Below are 21,812 nucleotides of genomic sequence, written 5' to 3' on the forward strand. Positions count from 1 at the left end.
CTTATTCTTCATCTTCGCAAGTTGTAGTTTCTTCGTCGACATTTAAAACAGGTAATATATTCTCATCTGCCAAGAGAGAATGGTCTTCGAGAACTCTTCTGAGATCATCTATTGACCAATTTCCCTCATGTCGTCCGATACCCTTCATGAATAACGGAAAATGGATAAAAGAAACAATACGCTCATCTATTTGGGCAGTATATTTTCCATTGATCACTACGGCAAAAGGAAAATGTGTAGTTGGTAAACCTAATGTAGTGATTTTATCACTGCTGCTTTCATCATCGATGATCAGATATTCTATGCTGTATTGATCTTCGAAGTCTTCTAACATTTTATTAACTCTTTCCAAAACCTTGATTGAGGGTTCTCTTTCTTTATAGAAGACTAATAAGGTCCCTTTATCAGAAGAAATTAAGCTGGTAATCAAGGTAGTTAAAAGTATTTTCAATAGTAGCAATAAAGTCACTTTTATTAGATACTCCTTATTGAAAATCATTAATGAGGATTGGAATTGTTGTCAATAAAATCATGCTCAGACGTTGTATCATTTCGTCAAGGAGCAGATTCATCTTATCAATTGATAAAGTTGTTTAGATTGTATGAGTAGAAAAAAAATTGACAGTTGATTATCAATTTCACTTTGTTGAATAAAAGTTTTTCTCGTTGATCAGAACAGAAGCAGAGGTTGTATGGTTGAGAAGTGGGTTTTCATTATTAACTCAAGAGCATAATATGATAAGTGATTTTAATCCAATTCGACTAAACAGAGATAAATTTGCTCTTGAGACCCTCTACGATATCCTCTCTACTGGTTCATCATTAAAGGGTGGTTGGGGCTACAGTAAAGAAGATGCATTTGTCTTTTTAAAAGAGGATATCGATACACTAAATATCCAAAATATGATCATCAAGTTAAGAAATGAAAATGAATTATGGCAATCAGCACGAGATAAAGAAACTTATCAAATAATCAGAATCATATTAGAAGACGAAATGATCTTTGCAGATACCGGGAAGATTTATGAAGTTTTATATCTGAAAGTTGTTTTATTTCCTAAAAAAGAGTTAGAAAAAAATATTGAATATGATGAGGATAAGATGTCTTTTCGGGTCAATTTAGTAAATATCGAAAAAAACTGCAGCGACTTAATTACATCTTATACTGCGGAATGCTGGTTTGATATAACTAAGCCTTTTCCTATTATTACACAAAAACTCCAAGCCAAAGAAGAAAACAATTTGTCAGAAAAGAAAAAGATAACCAGAAGAGTAGCGATCTATCTCGATATTATACCATCGACCTTGCTTGCTTACTTCAAAAACGTGTTTGGTTGATCAGATACATGAAATTTGTTTAAGAAAAAATGCATAGAGAGGAAAGTTTATGAAAACAAAGTGTTTGAGTAGTTTAAGGAAGAACCTCACTTTAAAGCTAATCTTATTGTTGTTGTTTGTAATCATCAGCCAGATCATTGGCTGTACTAAAAGAGAGAGAGAGATTGTGGCTGATAAGTTTCTGCTACAAAAGAGTTTGGAATCGATCTCGATAAATTCTTACATTGATTCGGAAATAGTTGAGTTGGATACTTATCCAATAGATGAGTATTCACTATATGCAACCGATGGTATAGAATATACGGTTGTGGTTGATATAGAAATGGAAGCGATAACAATTTACGGTATATCAGAAAATACTATCAAGATTGAGATTGTACCGTATAATTTTGAGATAAACACTGTCACATTATATCAGGATAAGGTGTTTCTTGGTGGGTACGGACCGACAATTGCTCAGTATAGCATTAATACTGGAGAATGGTTTTCTTTGGAAATGTCTGACGATATTGTGTCATCAGGAAAAGCTGTTGATGATTTTCTTGTTGAAGGACACAAGTTGATGGCTGTAGATAACCTTGTCTTTCCGAAGTATATGTTGATTTATAAACTAAAAGGGGCTCAGAAAGCAAGATTATCCAATGTAATTGAATTGCAGGAAAATGGCCCCTATGAGCAGATCTTTCAAGCCAGAATGAATGACAGATATATTGGAATGTTATCCACTAGTTTTAGTAATTATACAGGTAAAGCAGATCATCTTACTATATATGACAAGAAGAGAATGAAGAAAAGTTTTACGATCACCTCAACTGAAAAAGATGAGTTAGGTCTTAACGACAATGACATCCGGTTAGTTAGAGATGCTGATAATCAGAATATGAGCGGATCAATTGGCATCGGTATTACTCCTCAGGATATTGATAATATTACGACCTTGTTTCAACTAATGAGAAGACCGAATGTAAAAGATTTTCTGTTGATTCGGGATAGGCTTATTATAATGGGTCACAAAAGAATTGCGAATCTTTTGATTGATGAAAGCCTATTTGGCACAATAAGGCATAAACGAGTTATTCCTGAAGGTGTTATCAGCTGTCAGGTTATACCGATAGACGAACCAAAACAACTAATTGGGTTGACTCTTATCCCGAATTCGAATATCGCAGTGGCTACTATCGTTGATCAGGATTATAGCTTCACCCATCAGATAATGAAGTTTTATGGGTTATAGTTCAATACATGAGACTCTGAAATTCTGGATGTACTATCCAAAAAAAGAAATAAGAGGAAATCTATGTTAGTAAGAATGATATTTATTGCTATAATTGTATTCGTAGTATTCTTTATAATATTCAATTCATGGGAAAAAGAGAAGATACCCCTATGGGAAGAATATAAGATACCGGTCTCTTCTCTGCCTGAAGATATGCCGGACTTTGAATGGTGTCTTGTTCCTGCTGGTGATTTTACTTATGGGCCACCAAAGGACACATCGAATTATTCCAGCGTTGAAAACATAGACTATGACTATGAGATTATGAAATATCCGGTAACCAACGCTCAATATCTGGCATACTTGAGACAGGCACTTGCCGCAGAAATTATTTGGGTAGATGAAAGATCAAATGCGGTGTATGGTAATCATCCCAGGATAAAGAAAAATCCTTATCATAAGGGTGGTGAAGTTGCATTTTATTATCTTGGTGATGTTGAACAATATAGTTATTATAGACAAAAGGAATTGAAGGAATCAGATTCTCTCCTCTATGAACATTTTGAATGGTTCTTATCTTATGATTTTAGTCAGATCTACTATTCAGAAGGTGAATTCAAAATATTTGTACCGTCAGGATACGAGCAAGATGGTTATCTTGACCACCCGGTCGTCTTTACTACCTGGTTTGGTGCCTCACATTTTGCTCAGTATTACGGTTTAAGATTACCCAACAATCTTGAATGGGAAAAAGCGGCTCGTGGTAACAGAGGATATATCTACCCTTGGGGAAATGAAATCGATGGTACAAGAGCAAATTACAGAGATAGCGGAGATCCTTGGGATAACCGTTCTACTCCGGTTGGGTATTATAATGGTATTAATCCAAATACAGTTGATAGTCCTTCACCTTATGGAGTTTATGATATGTCTGGAAATGTCAGAAATTGGGTACAAGACTGGATAACCAGTGAAGAACTTTGCGGAAATTATCCTGTAAATCGTAATGGTAGTTGGTACGATTGCACAGGTCATATGCATTCATGGATAAGGGATGATTATCACTTTCCGGTTTATAATGCCTACTGGGCTTATGGATTCCGTTGTGCAAGATCACCAATAATAGAAGATTATGAATGATATGAAAAAGATCAACTCTTTATTGATCATAGTGATATTTAGTTTTTCTGTTTCCTGTGGACAGGAAGCAGATTTTCACGTGCAGAATTATGAATATGAACCATTGGCTATACCTGATTTCTTTCTTGCTTTGATCGATAATCATCTTGAAGGTTTTTATCATCTTGAAAACAGTTATTATCATCTGATTTGCCAGGGTAATGATCTTGATCCAGCAGAGTCGCAGAACTTAAAAAACTATTTCACTATAAGTATTCTGCACGATCTCTTTACTACTCAGACTGCAGCAAACTATTCACGGGGAGAAATCTTTTACATACCTTATCTATGGCATTGGGTTAATCCTAATCCACGCCACAGAGTATATTTTGTTGAGAATGACCGGTTATTAAGCAACACAAATCCACCTCCTGAGTTTGGGAACTATCAGACTTATGCCGATATAGACCGTACCCCTTATCTCTTTCTGAGCGACCTGGTATTGGAAAAACCTAAATATTATACTGAGAGAGGAGGTTCTTTTTCTTCTTTTGGTTGGTGCAGTGAAAGAGAAATGGCTTTTATTGCTTTGACCACTTTAATGAATTTTGAGGGAAAAATAGTCGCATCAGGAAATCATAGCTGGTCTGAATTACTGATCCCAATGATAAAAAATGATCGTTCTCAAGAAAAGTTTAGAGTAATAGTTGATAATACTTTCAATACGCTTCAATGGAGACCATTTGATCAGAATGATCTCACCGCTTGGAATAATGATATTGGTTCTTCAAATCTGGCTAGTTGGTAAAACAGGCAAGCTAAATCCGAAACAGAATTAGAGAAGATAAGTACACATATTGTTACACCAGAAGCAGCTAGGAATATTGATGGTGAAGTTGTCAGATATTTACAGAATAAATTAGGGAGATGAAGAATTATAAGACATTTTTTTTACTCATATTGTTTGGGAAACATACTTGAGAAATTCTACTTGATTCTAATGATAAACAGAGATTAGAAGAAGCAAATTAGTTTCTAAACTTCTTTAGTACGGGCACCATTCTCCAAGCCGATTCGTCATTATTAAAAGGTACTTTGATATCTAAAGAGCCATAGGTTTCTATCCATTGAAAGCTTCCAGAAGCTTTGACTAATGCCTGCATTTCATTTGCTGTAAAACAGCGCTGTTTTGCACAATAAACCAATTTCTTAGATTTATCTTCAGATACAATTTCTATCTCTACATTTACTTGAGTGATCTGGTCTATAGGGTCAAAGAAATCATTTTCTTTTCCCCATTTAATGTGTACCTGAATACCTTTCCGTTCTGAAGTCCATTCTGCCACGGTTGACCTCCCTATACCAAAGCAGTCACGTGGATGTGTCATTTCTAAGATATAGAGACCATCTTCTGTCAGGTGGTCAGCTACTGAAGCTAAATGATTCAGGACTGCTTCATTATCCAGTAAATAAGCTGTTGAATCCATCAGTATGACAGCCAGATCATATTTTTCACCAAGAGTAAACTTCTCCATGTTAGCACATTCATATCTGAGATATATTCCTGTTTGCAAAGATAGCTGTTTGCCATATTCTACCATCTCTGGCGATAGATCTATTGCAGCTTCTTTTAACCCTCGATGACTAAATTCCAACATATGACGGTCAGGACCAGCTGCTAACTCCAGTACACTTTTTGGTTTTCTACCGTTAACCTGTTGAAAGACATTTTCCAGAAAGTCACACTCGGCTTTGATGTCCCTGAAGTCGAAGGCAATGTCATAAATTTCTGCTAATTTGTAAAAATCGTTATGAGTATTCATTATCCTAGTTCCTGAATTAAAAGTCCTTCTTCCAAGATTGGTTTTGAAGCTATTACTTTCCCTGAAGGATCAATAATCCAGGCACCACCACAGTAGAATTCGTCTCGAGAAGGAATGTCAAGATCAATGGCATTTACAGCTAAAATAGATTTACCAAGCTCTTGCCAGTGTTTTAAGTAATAATCCTGCATCTCTAAATCCCAGTAACTGTGTATTTCAGAGTGCGTGTTAATTGCTCTGGCAAACGGATATATGATATAATCAGCATCTGATTTACTAATAGTATCCACAATATAGGGCTCTCCTAAATCACCACAGATCAGAAGAGTTATCTTTCCTAATCGGGTTTCTGCAAACTTAACTTCTGTTCCGCAACGATATATTTTGGGATCGGTATGAGGATAAGTCCAGCCACGATGTATGCGGCGATAATGAAGCAAAATATCTCCCTGATCATCGATGAGTAGAGCGCTATCAAAGAGAGAATTGTTGATCAACTCTATCAGACCAAAAACAATATGAATCTTGAACTCTTGTGCACAGTCAATAATTGATCTGATCTCTAAAGAATCTAAGCTCAAACCGATTTCTTTGTCTTCGATGAAATTACCTGATATACCAAGACCGGTTAGACATGCTTCCGGAAATATGATCAAATCACAATTATGATCTGCTGCTTTGATGATACAATCTTTCATCTTGCTCAATGCCAGTTGGATCTCAGGATAGATCGGAAATACTGAGAGTGCTATTTTCATAATTACTCCTTATTTCTATTGAAGAATATGTTTTTGAAAAATACTCATATGTCAAGGTCACTCTCATAATCGATAATTAGTTGACTTTTTATAAGAGTTAAATATTATGCCAATCATTATCATTTATATGGTGAGAAGAAGAGTGAAAACTAGAAAGAGAGGTAGGATATGGCGAAGATTGGTTTTGATTACCCGAAAGAGCCGCGTAAGACAGCTTTGTTTGAAGTAGAGGAATGGTATCAGGATTTTTTAGCAAAGAAACTGGGTCGTTCTTATGAACCGGTCAAAAGGAATAATTTCGGTCAATATGCTATGCCGGTCAATTTTTTGACATCAGTAATGGAAGAGGCACAAGCAGTAAATAAAGTAGCAGTTTTCAATATAGACCACATGGCTCAGATCAGAGTGCGGGGCAGAGATGCAGCTAAATTGCTGCAGAGAGTTTTACCTGCCGATATAGAGCAGATGAATGTCGGACAGTGTAAATATACTTTGCTCCTAACACCTAATGGAACAGTAATAGATGATATGATCATAATGAGATTAGGAGATAATGAGTTTATTCTCGTGATCAATGCCGGGCATGATATTACTGATCAGGTTATTATTGACGGTAAAGAGGTCGTAATGGTCTCTGATGCCGATTATATCTATTCTTTTCTGCACGATGGGGAAGAGGTTGATATTACTGATATCTCCGACCAATTAGTAAAGATCGACATTCAGGGTATGTATTCCTATAAAGTTATTTCTCAATTATATGGGCAAGAGGTATTAAGAAATCGTCATAACCCGGAAAAGAATATGAGTTTCTTTACTTTTAACGAGTTTGAGTATCAAAATCAACGTTGCCTGTTAAGCAGAACCGGATATACCAATCGCTGGGGATGGGAGATGTATTTCCCTAAAGCTATTGCAGAACAGGAGTTTAAGCGTATCGTGGAGATTGTATATCCTTTAGGTGGTTTGGTAGTAGGTTTAGGTGGCAGAGATGAAAATAGAATATCAGCCGGAAACTTCGGGCTACCTCTCTACGGACATGAATATGATAAATATCATACACCAACTAATGCTCCCCTCTTTAAGGCGGCTATAGATATGCATAAAACCGATTTTATCGGCAAATCGGCTTTAGATAGGGATTTATCAAACCGAGTTGATAAACGGCTTGTACTCTTCATTTCTGAAGGGATCGTAACCGGCAGAGGTATCTATAAGGATGGAGTCCGATTGGGTTCAGTTACTTCGAGTATCAATTCTCCCAATATTCCATTGGATAAACGACTCTTTATAGAATCAGAACGACGCGGAGTCAGTGAAGAGAATGGTATTGCCGCTATTGGTCTGGGTTGGTTATATCATAATCCATTCGATACAGATCAAGAAGGGAATGACATCTTGGAAAAAGATGGGAAGGAAGTAAAAATTAAGGTTGAATTTTATAGGGAAGACAATGACCGAAAACCTGTTGGAAATCCTGTTAAGGGGTATATATCAGGGAATGGAGTCAATCCTGCTACAGCTCCACGTGCTTTGAAAGCTATCGAGAAGCTATAAAGTTAAAGAGAGAAATTAAGTATATATGACAAATAATAAACGAGTTTTGGTAACCGGTGGTGCCGGTTTTGTCGGCTCTAATCTTGTCCGCTATCTGTTGAAAAAGTATCCTCATTATCAGATAGTTAACTTTGATAAATTAACCGAATCAGGCTCTCTAAGCAGATTAAGTGCTGAGAATAATAATCCCAATTATCTGTTTGTAAATGGCGACATCTCTTCAGAAAGAGACGTCCAATATGTCTTTGAAGAGTATAAGCCCGATTATATAATCCATTTAGCGTCACAATCATATATTGACCGTAATATTCATCAACCTGGGATATTTATCCAAACTAATGTTATTGGTACACAAAATATATTATTGAATGCACGAACTACAAAGACCGGTAAAATTGTGCAGGTTTCAACCAGCAAGGTTTACGGAAGTACAAGATTTGGCACTGGAAAGGTTAACGAAAATACTCCGATGAGACCATGTGATCCCTACTCAGCAAGTAAAGCAGCAGCAGATCTATTTGTTCAGGCAGCTTATCGGGCACACAATCTGGATATTAACATAATCAGACCGACTAATATATATGGTCCCTTTCAATTTCCGGAAAAGCTTATTCCGACAGTTATTGGTAATATTCTGAATGAAAAAGATGTCCCCGTTTTTGGTGATGGTCAGAATTTGAGGGACTGGATATATATTGATGACTATTGTAATGCTATTGATCTGGTTTTGCATAAAGGTACTCCCGGAGAGATATATAACATCAGTTCTGGTGATGAGAGAAAAAATATTGATTTGATTAGAATGATCATGAAGATGATGACAGCCGAAGAGACAAGATTGGAATTCTTGAAAGACCGATTGGGTGATGAATCATATCCCTGTATCAATTCGGATCATTTCCGGGCTGAATTAGACTGGAAACCTAAATTTTCTTTGGAGAAGGGGCTGGCAAAAACAATTGATTGGTATAAAACTCATACTGATTGGACTGATGAGATCTATTCAGGAGATTATCAGAAACAAAATCAAGAACTACAAGAATAAGGAGAATTGTTATAACAATATGAAGTTTCGTCTTACATGCCTGATTTTCATAATACTAATAACAGCTTTTTTGAGCGGATGTTCAACTATACTGAACTATTTTCCTCAAAGGGAGATTGAAAAAGAGACAACAATTATTGAAGAACCTGTCAGTCAGGTAGCACAAGATCTTTCCGACTATGCTTATCTGAAGAGCATCTATTCGGATGATGTCAACGAGCTGCTTAATCTTGTTTATTATAAGGATAAGAAGATCGATTCTCTTTATACACTGATAGAATACCTCTATTTCAAAACCGATTCGCTCTATCAGGATTTGGATTATTTCAACGGCAGGGTCATGATCAATACGGATTTCGAAATACCAAAATCTTTCGTTTTTGCAGGTAGGGTATTCGATATAAGTAACGATAGAATATATCATAAATTCAGTGAGATCTTTGACCAAGAACTAAAGGCAGCTCATCGTTTCATACCCCGTAGTAGTATTTATTTTCCGCTATTTGATGAAGTTTTTACCTCTCATGGTGTACCTCTCGATGTAAAGTACTTAGCAATAGCAGAAAGCGGTTTAAGTTCTATGGCGACTTCATCGGTAGGAGCCGGTGGAATCTGGCAGTTTATGCCTTCAACTGCAAGGCAGTATGATCTGAGAATAGATAACTTCATTGATGAAAGACGTAACATCTTTAAAGCTACCGATGCAGCTGCGAGATATTTGATCAATAGCTATCAATTCATGCAAAATCTGGGAAGTGATGACTGGCTGCTGGCTATGTGTGCCTATAATGCCGGTAATAATGGTGTAGCAAGAGTGATGAGAGAACAACAGGCAAATGACTTCTTTGATCTGATAATGAGGGTGGACGAAACAAACCGCTATGTTTGGCGTGCTGCAGCAATAAAGCTTATCTTCGAAAATGAAGAGTTACTTTTTGGTAAGAGATTCAAGAGAGAACCTTCCTTGTTGGAAGTGACGAGAATAGAAACACTTAACTTGAACGGTTATTACCAGCTAAATGATTGGGTACAGGCACAGGGAACTGTTTTAAGACGAATTTGGGAACTCAATCCTTGGATCAATCTCTCTCAAAGACAGAGACAGAGATATTCGGCTATCAATGATATGGTTTTACCCCCCGGTGAATATGAAATCCTTGTCCCTAAAGAAAGTGATAAGAATGAAGAGCAACTGGCAAGAATCGAAAGGGGTTTTTTAGACCGTAATGCCGGATATTTTACTCACCATACTGTTCAGAGAGGAGATACTCTCTATGATATTGCTCGTCGTTATAATACAACCGTTGCCAATATCAGATCAATTAACAATCTGCAAGGTAATACAATATATCCCGGGCAGAGATTGCAAATATTGGGTTCTCCTTCAGCCGGAGGTAGTGGATCAGGAAGCAATATTTATGTCGTTCAGAGTGGAGATTCTCTTGATTCAATCGCTCGAAAACTTAATGTATCACTTAGTCATCTTCTAACCCGTAACAATTTGTCAGTTCAGGAACGTAACGGAAGAAGGATCGTCATAATTCATCCCGGACAAAGAATACACTATTAAGTTCAGAGACTTGTACATGAAAGAAACTGTTATCAGATTAATGAAAAGCGATGATTTATCGGAGGTATTAATAATTGAAGAAGAGGTCTTTACCGATCCTTGGCTTAAGGACATGTTTATTCAGGAAATAGAACAAGATAGTGCATTTGTTTTGGAAACCAAAGATGATAAAGAGCTAATTGGATATATATGCGGTTTGAAAGTGCTTGACGAGTATATGATAACCAATATAGCAATTACAAAATCTGAGCAGCATAAAGGATATGGTAAATTATTGTTACGTTACTTGTTCCGCGAGTTGATTAAAGAGGGTTGCAAAAAGTGTTTTTTAGAGGTTAGAGCATCTAATAAGCAGGCGATCACTTTCTATACCAGTCACGGATTTGATACCATAGGTAAGCGTAAAGAGTATTATCAAAATCCTATAGAAGATGCATTGATTATGAAACTCGATTTTGCTGAACCTATTCAGCGATGGAGTGATACAAAGATATAAACAGAGAAGAAAAATGATCAAAACAGATTTCTTAGTTATCGGTAGTGGAGTAGCTGGTTTAGTTTATGCTTTGGAAGTGGCGAAGATCGGTAAGGTTATTGTTATTTCCAAAACAGAAGCGAATGACTGTAATACAAATCACGCACAGGGTGGTGTTGCAGCGGTACTCAGCGAAACGGACAGTTTTGAAAACCACGTAGATGATAGCTTTAAAGCGGGATGTGAATTAGGAAAGTATCCGGTAATTGAGACGATAGTTCGTCAAGGACCTGAACGGATAAAGTATTTGATCAGTATAGGAGCAAAATTCTCCAAAGTCCGAAATGATACTTCGCAGAATATAGAAACCCTTTCTCTTACTAAGGAGGGTGGACATACACGTAATCGTGTGGTCTATTCTGCAGATTCTACCGGTCAGGAGATAATGAAGGTCTTGTTGGAACAAGTTAAGAACAATCCTAACATTGCTATATATGAGAATCATATTGCAATTGATCTGATAACTCAACATCATATCTCTGAACAAAATGGTTTTATACCTTACATAACCTGTTGGGGTGCTTATGTCTTGAACACAGAAAATGGAGTAGTGGAAATATTCCGAGCCAAGAAAACTATGTTAGCTACCGGTGGAGTAGGGCAAGTTTATGAACATAGCACCAATTCTTCTGTATCAACAGGTGATGGGATTGCTATGGCATATCTTGCCGGAGCTAGAGTCGTTAATATGGAGTTCATCCAGTTTCATCCTACAGCATTCTATTCACCGGGGGGAAACTCCTTCTTGGTAACAGAAGCATTGAGGGGAGAAGGGGCAGTTCTTACTTTGCCAGATGGCTCAAGTTTCATGGAGAAGTACCATCCACAAGGTTCTCTGGCACCTAGAGATATTGTTTCCAGAGCAATAGACCATGAAATGAAGACAAAGGGGTACTCTCATCTATATCTGGATGCAACCAGCATTGATAAAAACATCCTCAAAGAACATTTCCCATTTATAGATCAGATGTGCCGGGAAAGAGGAATAGATTTCACAACTCAACCTATACCTATAGTCCCTTCGGCACACTATCTCTGTGGCGGGATATTGGCTACTGTCGATGGGGTCACAGATATAACGAATCTCTTTGCTGCCGGTGAAGTTGCCTGTACCGGTTTTCACGGTGCTAACCGTTTAGCATCTAATTCAATTTTAGAAGCACTGGTAGTTGCCTATAGAGCAGCACAGCATTCTTCAAACAAAGAGGAAGTGGATTTTCCGGAGATCCCTTTATGGCAGAATACCGGTGCTTTCAATGAAGCGGAATGGGTCATCATATCTCATAATTATGCTATTATCAAAAAGATCATGCAGGGTTATGCAGGCATAGTACGTTCCAGAAGACTTCTCAAATATGCTAATTCCCGTATAAACGGTATATATGAAGAAGTTAATAAATTTTACAATAACAACCCTGTAAAGAAAGAGGTTATCGAAACCAGAAATCTGGCTATAGTTGCTAATATCATCATCAGATCAGCATTATCACGTAAAGAGAGCCGTGGTGTTCATTATGTGATTGATTACCCCGAGATGGATGATAAATATAAAAGGGATACAGTTATATACTAATGAGCTATTTTATAACTTTTGAAGGAATTGAAGGTTGCGGAAAGAGCACCCACTCGATCTTATTGGCAGAATATCTTCATTCGATTAACTATGATGTTCTTTTAACAAGAGAACCGGGTGGTCCTCCGATATCAGAGAAAATAAGGGCTATATTATTGGATAGGAATCATTCAGAAATGTTGCCACAAACTGAGTTGTTACTCTATATGGCTAGTCGTTCTCAACATACAGGAGAATGGATCAAACCTGCCTTAAAAGAGGGGAAGATCGTTATATGTGATCGCTATTATGATTCCTCTTTAGCCTATCAGGGTGGAGGCCGTGATCTTGATCTAAAGGTTATCCGTTCTATAACCAAATTTGCCACTTTTGGTTTAGTTCCTGATTGCACAATTCTGATTGATATACCTGTCGAGATAGGGATTGAGAGAATAAAGCAAAAAACTCCAGATCGGATAGAATCTGAGTCAATACATTTTCATGAAAAAGTAAGGAATTTGTTTCTTGATGTTGCAAAAGAGGAGTCCAAGCGTTACATTATTATAAATGGGAATAAAAACATAGAAGATATTCAGGCACAAATAAGAGAGTTAGTTTTAAGAAGAATATAAGGATGGTATGTAATGAAAATTACTAAAACAAACAAAACAATCTTATCAGTTTTCTTGGTTTTATGGTTGTTTGTCGGTCTATCAGTGATAAATTATGCTTTCGCACAAACTACCCAACAGACCGATTCTGTTGATACATACAGAAAACTACGACTATTTACCGAAGTCTTTAATCGTTTAAGACAGAATTATATCTACGACATTGATGTTGATAAAGTAATAGATGCCGCTATTGAAGGGATGTTGGATGAGTTTGATGTTCATACTCATTTTTTTCTACCCGATGATTTTGATGATTTTCGTACAGGAACACAAGGAAAATTTGGTGGCTTAGGTATATCCATTGATAAACAGGGAGATTTTATAACTGTGATTTCACCTATTGAAGGAACTCCTGCATATGAAATGGGTATCTTAGCCGGTGATAAGATCATCAAAGTAGATGATGAAAGTATCGTTGGAATGAATACTAACGATGCCATTAAGCTCATGCGAGGCGATGTCGGAACTAGAGTTAAGATCACTATCAGCCGTCCCGGCGTAGAGAACGATCTGGAATTCAATATTATCAGAGACTTGATTGAGATCAAATCGGTACCTTATACCTTCAAGCTCGATAACGGAATTGGCTATATCAGAATAAGACAATTCAATGCCAATACATCAAAAGAATTGAGAGACGCTTTGGATGATCTGGAAAGTCAGGGTATTAGAGGTCTTTTGATCGATCTCCGTTTCAATCCGGGTGGATTGCTTAACGAAGCAATTGATACTGTAAATGAGTTTGTCGGAAAAGATAAAAAGGTTGTCTTTACGAGAGGAAGATTACCTCAAGCTAATCAAGAGTTCTATACGAGATACGATCGTATCAGAACAGGATATCCGATTATTGTTTTGATTAATGAAGCTTCTGCCAGTGCATCAGAAATTTTTGCCGGTTCTATGCAGGACTGGGATAAAGGTTTGGTAGTCGGAAAAACCAGTTTCGGTAAAGGTTCTGTTCAACAACTTTTCCCACTGCAGGACGGATATGGGATCAAGATCACTACTTCAAAATACTTTATTCATTCCGGCAGAGGAATACATAAAGATGTTAACGATAGAATCTTAAGAGGGGAAGAGCTCTCCGAAAGTGATTTACAAGCAATTGAAGAAGAGATCCAGAGAGATATATATTATACTGAAAATGGTCGTGTAGTTTATGGTGGTGGTGGTATTACTCCTGATATTGAGATTACTGCTGAACGAATGAATCCATTCCAAACTGAAGTCAGAAGAAAAAATCTCTTTTTCCCCTACTCAATTGATTTCATGTTAGAACATGAAGATCAAGTCACAGAGCGGTTTGAGATCACTGATGAAATTTTTCAAGATTTTTTGAAATATTTAGATGACAATGGAGTTACATATATAAATGAGGATATTGAACAGTCGGAATCATGGCTCAAGATATCGCTGCAAAGTAACATTATCGGACGTAAGTTCGGAGAAAATGCAGGATACATAGTTGGGTTGGGATTAGATGATCAGTTACAGGAAGCTCTCTCCCTGTTTGATAGATTCGAAACACTTGACGAGATGTTTGCCTATGCAGAATCTCTCAAAGTAGCCAACAAGTAAAGCAACATAGTAAATCTCCTAAGACAAGAGGGGGGGTGATTAAGTTCACTCCCCTTTTTGGTTTATATTTACCTCTTAAATAGCTAAATTAATCGTATGAATCTAAGAGATCACTTTATATTAATGCGTGTAACTATAAGAAAAAAGGTAAAATAAATAGTATATCATTATGTAGCTTAAAGATTTTGTCTATCTTTAGATATTAGAGAATGTATTTTGCGAGGTCTTCGTCTTCGATGATCTTGTTCAGTTTTTCTCTAACTGCCTTACCATCGATAATTATTTTCGAGATCTTCTTTTCTGGTAGATCAAAGAGATACTCTTCGAGAAGAGTGGTCATGATAGTATGTAATCTGCGTGCACCGATATCTTCCATTTTTTCATTTGCTTTAGTAGCGAATTCGGCAATTTCTTCTATAGCTTCCTGATTGAATTCCAGCACTGCTTTTTCAGCATTGAAGAGGGCAGTATATTGTTTAATTAGTGAGTTTTTCGGGAATTGCAGTATCTTGATAAAGTCATCTTTTGATAAGCTTTTCAATTCCTCTCTTAAGGGAAAACGCCCTTGTAGTTCAGGGATCAGATCAGAAGGTTTAGCCGTATTAAAAGCACCAGCAGCAATGAATAGTATATGTCTGGTATTAATCATCCCATATTTTGTAGGTACATTTGATCCTTCCACAATAGGGAGCAGGTCTCTCTGCACTCCGGATCGAGAAACATCAATGCCCGGCTTTTTATCAGAAGTAGCTATTTTGTCTATTTCATCGATAAAGATAATGCCGTTATTTTCGACACGTAGTTTAGCTTCAGAAATAACTATATCCATTTTAACCAATCTATGTTGTTCAATGGAAGCGAGATATTTAATAGCTTCCGGAACTTTCATCTTCTTTTTTTGTGACTCACCTTTTGCCGGGAAAAAAGAGCCAAAAATTTCACCTAGATTTAAGTCGACATTGTCCATCCCAATATTAGAAAGCACTTCTATATGGGGAGCTCTTGGCTGTTCAAGTGTAATTTCCAATTCTCGATCATCTAATTTTTTACTCTCTAACATTACCCTCATCTTTTCGCGAGTTCTTTGTTGTCTTTCCTGTTGCTCTTTATAAGTATCTGTGTCTTCGATGTTAGTATAATCACTTTTCGGTAAAGGTACCAAAAGATCCAGTACCTTTTCTTTAGCATTTAGCAGAGCTTGTTTCTGAACCTTAACAGTCATCTCATAACGGACGTCATTTACTGCAACATCCATTAACTCCCTAACCATTGATTCCACATCACGTCCGACATAACCAACTTCTGTGAATTTGGATGCTTCTACTTTGACAAAAGGAGCATTAGTTAAATTAGCAATTCTTCTGGCTATCTCTGTTTTCCCTACACCGGTAGGTCCGATAAGAATAATATTATTGGGAACGATCTCCTGTTGTAATTCACCTTTGACCTTAAGTCGTCGCCATCGGTTTCTAAGAGCAATTGCCACACTTCTCTTAGCTTTGTCCTGTGAGATGATATACTTATCGAGTTCTTTTACTATCTTTGTTGGTGTCAGTTTATCGAGATTATTCATTTATCTTCAGTACCTCTACGCTGATATTCAGGTTAGTGTATATACAAATATCACCAGCTATCTCCAGAGCTTGACGCACTATATCTTCTGCTGTCATATCGGTATGTTTAGCTAAAGCTCGTGCAGCAGAAAGGGCATAACTTCCACCTGAACCAATGGCAATGACATCATCATCAGGTTCCAGTACATCTCCTATGCCGGTAAGAATTAGTAAATTATCACGATCAGCTACGATTATCATTGCCTCTAAACGTCTTAAGATCTTATCAGAACGCCAATCTTTAGCCAATTCTACGGCTGCTTTTTTAAGATTACCTTTGTATTCCTTCAGTTTATTCTCAAATTTCTCGAAGAGAGTAAATGAATCGGCAGTAGAACCGGCAAAACCGGCGAGAACAGTGTCATTGTATAATCTTCGGATCTTATTGGCCTTACTTTTAATAACCGTATTACCGAGAGTTACTTGTCCATCACCACCGAGAGCGATCTGATTACCCTTTCTGACACCGATTATGGTTGTTCCTTCAATTCTCTCCATCTTGATCCTCTTTCTTAGCTCTCTTCTTTTCTTCAGGATTTTTGTTAGCTACTTTTTTGGTTGTCTTATTCTCAGTTGCAGTATTATTCTCTTTCTTAGTCCTACTTTTTTTGGGAGCAGCTTTCTTTTCCTTCTCCGGCGGTGTTTTAAGATGAGAAGAGGAATCTATTTTGATCTCTTTAGCTTTTTCGTATTGTTCGTTTACAAATTCTTTATCTGAGTCCGGAACTTGGGCAAGAATAAGGTCATAGATGTCATCGACATTGAGGATTTCCTTTTCTAATAACTCTTCAGCCATAACCTTGAGTAGTTCTTTCTTATCTTTAAGTATACTGAGAGATCTATTATGAGCATCATGAATCAGTTGCCGTATCTCAGCATCAACCAATCTGGCTGTCTCTTCACTATAAAAGTCACGTTGCTGAATATTTCTTCCTAAGAAGGGATTTTCTTCATCTTTTCCTACAGTCATTGGTCCGACTTTTTCACTCATACCCCATTGACAAACCATCTTTTTAGCCAGATCGGTAGCTCTTTCAATGTCCATGCCAGCACCAGTTGAAAGTTCATTGAATATCAATTCTTCTGCTGATCTGCCACCTAAGAGTTCTATCAGTTTCTGCTGCAGATAACTTTTCGAATAATTAGATTTTTCTGTCTGTAGGAAGTGAGTAGCTCCACCGGTAAAACCACGCGGAATAATAGTAACTTTATGAACCGGTTCTGTTTTATCGAGGAAGATGGAGCAGAGAACGTGTCCAATCTCATGATAGGCAGTGATCTTCTTCTCTTCTTCACTGATAGCTTTGCTCTTGCGCTCTTTACCCATAGTGACTTTATCTTTTGCCTCTTCAAAGTCGTCCATTTCAATATGTTTTTTCTCTTTTCGGGCTGCAAGCAGAGCAGCTTCATTGACCAGATTTGCCAGATCTGCACCACTGAAACCAGGTGTAGAGCGAGCAATAACAGATAGGTTAACGTTTGGTGAGAGGGGTAATACCTTGCAATGAACCTTTAGTATCTCAATTCTACCGTTTATATCGGGCATATCAACAATGACCTGCCGGTCAAATCTTCCGGGTCGCAAGAGAGCCGGATCTAAGACATCAGGGCGGTTTGTTGCAGCAATAATGATCACAGAATCATTCTTTTCGAAACCATCCATTTCAACCAGAAGCTGATTCAGTGTCTGTTCTCTTTCATCATGTCCACCACCCAAACCGGTACCACGATGCCTTCCTACAGCATCAATCTCGTCAATAAAGGCGATACAAGGAGCTGAACGTTTTGCCTGATCAAAGAGATCTCTAACACGGGAAGCTCCAACACCGACAAACATCTCCACAAAATCAGAACCACTGATACTATAGAAGGGAACTCCCGCCTCTCCTGCTACTGCTTTTGCTAACAGGGTCTTACCTGTTCCGGGTCTTCCTAATAACAGAACACCACGGGGGATTCTACCACCCAGTCTCTGAAACTTGCTCGGTGCTTTGAGAAAATCTACGATCTCTTCCAACTCTTCCTTTGCTTCTTGCACACCGGCAACATCTTTGAAAGTAACGTTAGTTCTGCCACCTACAAAGAGCCGAGCCCGACTTTTTCCAAAACTGAAGACCTTGCCACCACCTGCTTGCATAGAACGCATAATAAATATCCAGAGACCAATAAAAATCAGAAACGGTAACCAACCCAACAAGACAGAGAGAAATCTGGATGGTTTCTGTGATTTGATCGTTATATTCATCTCATTAAGGGTTTTAACCAATTCCGGGTCACGATAGGGGAGATGCGTTGTATAACTCTGGTTTTCTACATCTACTGCAGTAATGTTCTGATCGTCGAAAGTGACTTCCCTCAACTGCCCTTGCTCTGCTTTTGTCATAAATTCGGAAAAAGATATCTCTTCTACTCTTCTGCCGCTTGAGACCAGAACTTGGTAAACCAATATTACTAACAAAGCTAAAATAATCCAGAGTGTTATTGACTGAGGAGTTTTCATCTTGGAAGGTTGTTTGTCGTTTTTCTTTCCTTCGCCTCTTTTATCAGGATATCTATCTTTCTGTTGATCGTTCATTTATATACTTCCTCCTTGAGGATTGCCACGTAGGGCAGATTGCGGTATTTTTCGGCAAAGTCCAAACCATAACCGACCACAAAATCGTTTCCTATATCAAAACCTTTATAATCGATTTTTATTTCATCTTGATGAGCAGAAGGTTTATCAAGCAATACACAGGTTTTGACAGAGGAAGCATGATGCTTTTCGATATAATCAACAATATATTTCAATGAGAGTCCTGAATCGACAATATCTTCCACAATGATCACATCTCGTTCGGAGACATCTATATCGAGGTCTTTTTTAATGCTTACAACTCCGGAAGAAACGGTACTCGAACCATAACTTGAAATAGCCAAAAAATCTATTTCTACAGGAATAGTAAAACTACGAACGAGATCTGCTAAAAAGATAAAACTTCCCTTAAGAACACTGATTATGACAGGGCTCTTATCTTCATAATCTTTTGAGATACAGGCAGCCAGTTCGCTGATCCTTTTTTGAATCGTCTCTTCATCCAGTAATATTGCTGAAATATCGTTACTCATTTTCACATCCTTATGTTATTTTTTCTTTTTTGGTACGTTCTTCCTGCTTCTGATACGGATATTTTCCATCTTTAGCAGTAATAGACTCTGAGTTGAGTCATTAATCTTAACACGGTCGTCTATTCTTAATCCGGCTATCCAGACAATTTTTTCACTGTCTCGAAAGATTAATACCTTATCTCTTTCAAATTTACTGATCTTTTCGTCAATGAAAAAGTCTTTTAGCTTCTTGGTTCCTTTCATACCCATTGGGATAAACTTGTCTCCATTCTTTCGGAAACCTACACTAATAGGTAAAGTTAGCTTATCAATATCTAATAAAGCTATATTATCATCTTCGTAGTAAGTTCGTTTTATATCACTGCGGTTGATTCTCTTACTCAGAATTCTCTTATTACCAAAGACATGGTACTTCTTCGAAATATCAATTGTCAATGATAATGTTTCTTCCACTCTCATTAATTTATCCGGTTTTTCTTCATTTACGAAGGTGAGTTGATCATATTCCTTTCTGACGGTCAAATTACCAGTGAGGTGAATCATTTTCGATCCTTTTGCTGAAAGAATCGAGCAGATCTCCTTAAAATGACTATGATAAAAATTGGTTTCGCTGCCGCTTATTATACCGATTGCTTCTCTAAAGAGGTAGAATAGGATAATCGTATTTTTGTGCTCGATCTTTGTCAGATCAAGACGTAACTCAAAGTAATTATGATTGAGAATAGCTTTCTTCAAGATCTTTCCAGCTACATCCCTCAGATAATCATCAGTCTCTCTAAAAATTAACGAATTGTCGTAAAGAATATCGGTTAACTTGTGATTGATGTTCTCTTCCAGCCACGGAACCATATTATTACGCAGCTTGTTACGAGTGTAAACAGTTTCGATATTTGAACTATCCTGACACCAGTTAGTGATCTTTTGCGATTCGAGATATCCGATAATCTCTTCTCTCTTGAAACAGAGCAAAGGACGGATAATATTATCATTAGAGGGGACAATTCCTCTCATACCAGTTATTCCTGATCCTCGGAAAAGATGCAATAGCATTGTCTCAATAACATCATTTTTATTGTGTCCTATAGCTATCTTATCAACTTTATAGATTTTAGTGAGTGAGTTGAAAAAATCGAAGCGGATCTTGCGAGCTTCATTTTCCAGATTTGCTCCCTGTGTCAGTTTGACATCCTTGATCACCAATGAGATATTATGTTGGAAACAAAACTCCTTCACGAAATTCATATCGGAAATAGATTCAGCTCCTCGTAAATTATAGTTCACATGGGCTGCTAATAGATTAAGATGATAGTTAACCTTCAAAGTCATTAGAGAATGTATCAGAGCAGTAGAATCTGCTCCACCTGAAAAGGCGATTAAGATCTTATCTCCTCTCTTGATCAGCTTGTTTTCCTTAATAAACTCTTTCATTCTGTTAAGGAACTGACTTCCCAAATCCATCTACTAACTCCGTCTAATTTCTTGTATTTTAAGCTCCTGAAATCTCTCTTAAACTGTAAAGGTTTTTTTATATGTAGTACTTATGATAACTATAAATCTTTAGATTTAACCAGCATAAACTCATAAATATCTGAAAGTTAGCGAACAATAATGTATAGGTGCTGATGCTTTTTGTTCCGTTTATTGTTTTTATTGATTGTTTAACGGGTTGCTTTTCAAAAAAAGATTTACAAAAAACGAGCTCTTTTTTTCCTGTTCAGAAACGGAGATGTGTCCGAGCTGGCTGAAGGAGCACGATTGGAAATCGTGTATACGTTTAAAAAGCGTATCTAGGGTTCGAATCCCTACATCTCCGCCATTTCTTCATAAGAGGGATGAGAACCGTTTGACCACGAAGTCATTACCACAGGTATTGATGTAGTAGCGACGAGCAATGCAGCTTTGCTGCCATTGCGCAGTCAATCCCTACATCTCCTGAGTATTTTATCCACGAATGAACACGAATAAAACATAAATCAACACTAACTTTTTAAACAATTGTCACCCTGAGTGACCCTTCACCAAATTTGTAAGCACAACTGACTTCGTCGAGCTCGGAAGCAGCCACAAAGAAGTGTTTTCTTCGGTTCTTGTAGCTATAAGATTTGGTGAAGGATTGTATCGAAGGGGACGAAAATCTAAAACAGAGTCAGTGAATATAATCCTTGTTTTTGTCATGTCGAGCGAGGTCGAGACATCTCATCACTAATGTTGGTATAGCAAGCATGCATTTATGTTTATTGTAAGTCTGTGATGAGATCTCTCCATTCCAAACGACTCACTACCGTGATTCTTTCTCCAGTCGAGATGACAAAGGAAAGGTCTTCAC

19 protein-coding genes and 1 tRNA gene are annotated in these 21,812 nt (G+C 37.4%); 12 read left to right on the top strand and 8 right to left on the bottom strand.

Annotated elements, in window-relative coordinates; translation table 11 throughout:
* Position 1 precedes the first annotated feature (1 nt).
* A complete protein-coding gene (locus K0B81_03290) occupies positions 2-499 on the bottom strand; it encodes a hypothetical protein (protein MBW6515627.1) in 498 nt (165 codons plus the stop codon).
* Between the two features lie 236 nt (positions 500-735).
* On the opposite strand from K0B81_03290, the gene K0B81_03295 reads away from it, so the two are divergent.
* From K0B81_03295 to K0B81_03310, 4 genes are all read left to right on the top strand, one after another.
* Positions 736-1,338 carry a hypothetical protein gene (locus K0B81_03295; GenBank protein ID MBW6515628.1) on the top strand — a complete coding sequence of 201 codons (603 nt, stop codon included), beginning with the start codon at positions 736-738 and terminating at the stop codon, positions 1,336-1,338.
* Positions 1,339-1,387: 49 nt separating this feature from the next.
* Positions 1,388-2,572, top strand: a complete 1,185-nt coding sequence (locus K0B81_03300) for a hypothetical protein (GenBank protein MBW6515629.1) — start codon at positions 1,388-1,390, stop codon at positions 2,570-2,572.
* A gap of 63 nt (positions 2,573-2,635) precedes the next feature.
* A complete protein-coding gene (locus K0B81_03305; GenBank protein MBW6515630.1) occupies positions 2,636-3,694 on the top strand; it encodes a formylglycine-generating enzyme family protein in 1,059 nt (352 codons plus the stop codon).
* Between the two features lies 1 nt (position 3,695).
* The gene (locus K0B81_03310) at positions 3,696-4,481 is read left to right on the top strand and encodes a hypothetical protein (protein ID MBW6515631.1); all 786 of its coding nucleotides are present in this window, start codon (positions 3,696-3,698) and stop codon (positions 4,479-4,481) included.
* 220 nt (positions 4,482-4,701) lie between these two features.
* Here K0B81_03310 and K0B81_03315 read toward each other — a convergent pair whose 3' ends face one another.
* Both K0B81_03315 and K0B81_03320 read right to left on the bottom strand, forming a co-directional pair.
* Positions 4,702-5,496, bottom strand: coding sequence for a class I SAM-dependent methyltransferase (locus tag K0B81_03315; protein MBW6515632.1), 795 nt, complete (start codon positions 5,494-5,496; stop codon positions 4,702-4,704).
* Positions 5,496-6,254 (bottom strand): carbon-nitrogen hydrolase family protein, encoded by a 759-nt coding sequence (locus tag K0B81_03320; GenBank protein MBW6515633.1) that lies wholly within the window; start codon positions 6,252-6,254, stop codon positions 5,496-5,498. The genes K0B81_03315 and K0B81_03320 overlap by 1 nt, the downstream gene beginning before the upstream one ends.
* A gap of 168 nt (positions 6,255-6,422) precedes the next feature.
* On the opposite strand from K0B81_03320, the gene K0B81_03325 reads away from it, so the two are divergent.
* Genes K0B81_03325 through K0B81_03355 form a run of 7 tightly spaced genes read left to right on the top strand, consistent with a single transcriptional unit; the run spans position 6,423 to position 14,765 of the window.
* Complete coding sequence (locus tag K0B81_03325) at positions 6,423-7,811, top strand: aminomethyltransferase family protein (GenBank protein MBW6515634.1); 1,389 nt, start codon at positions 6,423-6,425, stop codon at positions 7,809-7,811.
* 25 nt (positions 7,812-7,836) lie between these two features.
* A complete protein-coding gene (gene rfbB / locus K0B81_03330) occupies positions 7,837-8,856 on the top strand; it encodes a dTDP-glucose 4,6-dehydratase (protein MBW6515635.1) in 1,020 nt (339 codons plus the stop codon).
* 19 nt (positions 8,857-8,875) lie between these two features.
* Positions 8,876-10,426: a LysM peptidoglycan-binding domain-containing protein gene (locus tag K0B81_03335; GenBank protein MBW6515636.1), complete on the top strand. Its 1,551-nt coding sequence runs from the start codon at positions 8,876-8,878 to the stop codon at positions 10,424-10,426.
* A 16-nt stretch (positions 10,427-10,442) separates the two neighbouring features.
* Entirely contained in the window at positions 10,443-10,922 is a 480-nt protein-coding gene (gene rimI, locus K0B81_03340; GenBank protein MBW6515637.1) for a ribosomal protein S18-alanine N-acetyltransferase, read from the top strand.
* Between the two features lie 13 nt (positions 10,923-10,935).
* Complete coding sequence (gene nadB, locus K0B81_03345) at positions 10,936-12,534, top strand: L-aspartate oxidase (protein ID MBW6515638.1); 1,599 nt, start codon at positions 10,936-10,938, stop codon at positions 12,532-12,534.
* On the top strand, positions 12,534-13,145 hold the full coding sequence (gene tmk / locus K0B81_03350) for a dTMP kinase (protein MBW6515639.1): 612 nt from the start codon (positions 12,534-12,536) through the stop codon (positions 13,143-13,145). The genes nadB and tmk overlap by 1 nt, the downstream gene beginning before the upstream one ends.
* Positions 13,146-13,157: 12 nt before the next feature.
* A complete protein-coding gene (locus tag K0B81_03355) occupies positions 13,158-14,765 on the top strand; it encodes a S41 family peptidase (protein MBW6515640.1) in 1,608 nt (535 codons plus the stop codon).
* 202 nt (positions 14,766-14,967) lie between these two features.
* Here the strand turns inward: K0B81_03355 and hslU are convergent, their stop codons facing one another.
* From hslU to tilS, 5 genes are all read right to left on the bottom strand, one after another.
* Positions 14,968-16,338, bottom strand: a complete 1,371-nt coding sequence (hslU, locus tag K0B81_03360) for an ATP-dependent protease ATPase subunit HslU (protein ID MBW6515641.1) — start codon at positions 16,336-16,338, stop codon at positions 14,968-14,970.
* Positions 16,331-16,876: an ATP-dependent protease subunit HslV gene (hslV, locus tag K0B81_03365; GenBank protein ID MBW6515642.1), complete on the bottom strand. Its 546-nt coding sequence runs from the start codon at positions 16,874-16,876 to the stop codon at positions 16,331-16,333. Before hslV ends, hslU begins: the two co-directional genes overlap by 8 nt.
* A complete protein-coding gene (ftsH, locus tag K0B81_03370) occupies positions 16,863-18,878 on the bottom strand; it encodes an ATP-dependent zinc metalloprotease FtsH (protein MBW6515643.1) in 2,016 nt (671 codons plus the stop codon). The genes hslV and ftsH overlap by 14 nt, the downstream gene beginning before the upstream one ends.
* Before the next feature lie 71 nt (positions 18,879-18,949).
* Positions 18,950-19,486 carry a hypoxanthine phosphoribosyltransferase gene (gene hpt / locus K0B81_03375; protein ID MBW6515644.1) on the bottom strand — a complete coding sequence of 179 codons (537 nt, stop codon included), beginning with the start codon at positions 19,484-19,486 and terminating at the stop codon, positions 18,950-18,952.
* Between the two features lie 15 nt (positions 19,487-19,501).
* Complete coding sequence (tilS, locus tag K0B81_03380) at positions 19,502-20,944, bottom strand: tRNA lysidine(34) synthetase TilS (GenBank protein MBW6515645.1); 1,443 nt, start codon at positions 20,942-20,944, stop codon at positions 19,502-19,504.
* Between the two features lie 264 nt (positions 20,945-21,208).
* Between tilS and K0B81_03385 the strand changes: the two genes are divergently transcribed.
* Positions 21,209-21,302: transfer RNA gene (locus K0B81_03385), tRNA-Ser, on the top strand.
* The last annotated feature ends 510 nt before the right edge of the window (positions 21,303-21,812 follow it).

The sequence above is a fragment of the Candidatus Cloacimonadota bacterium genome, from assembly GCA_019429305.1.
Lineage (GTDB): Bacteria > Cloacimonadota > Cloacimonadia > Cloacimonadales > JAJBBL01 > JAHYIR01.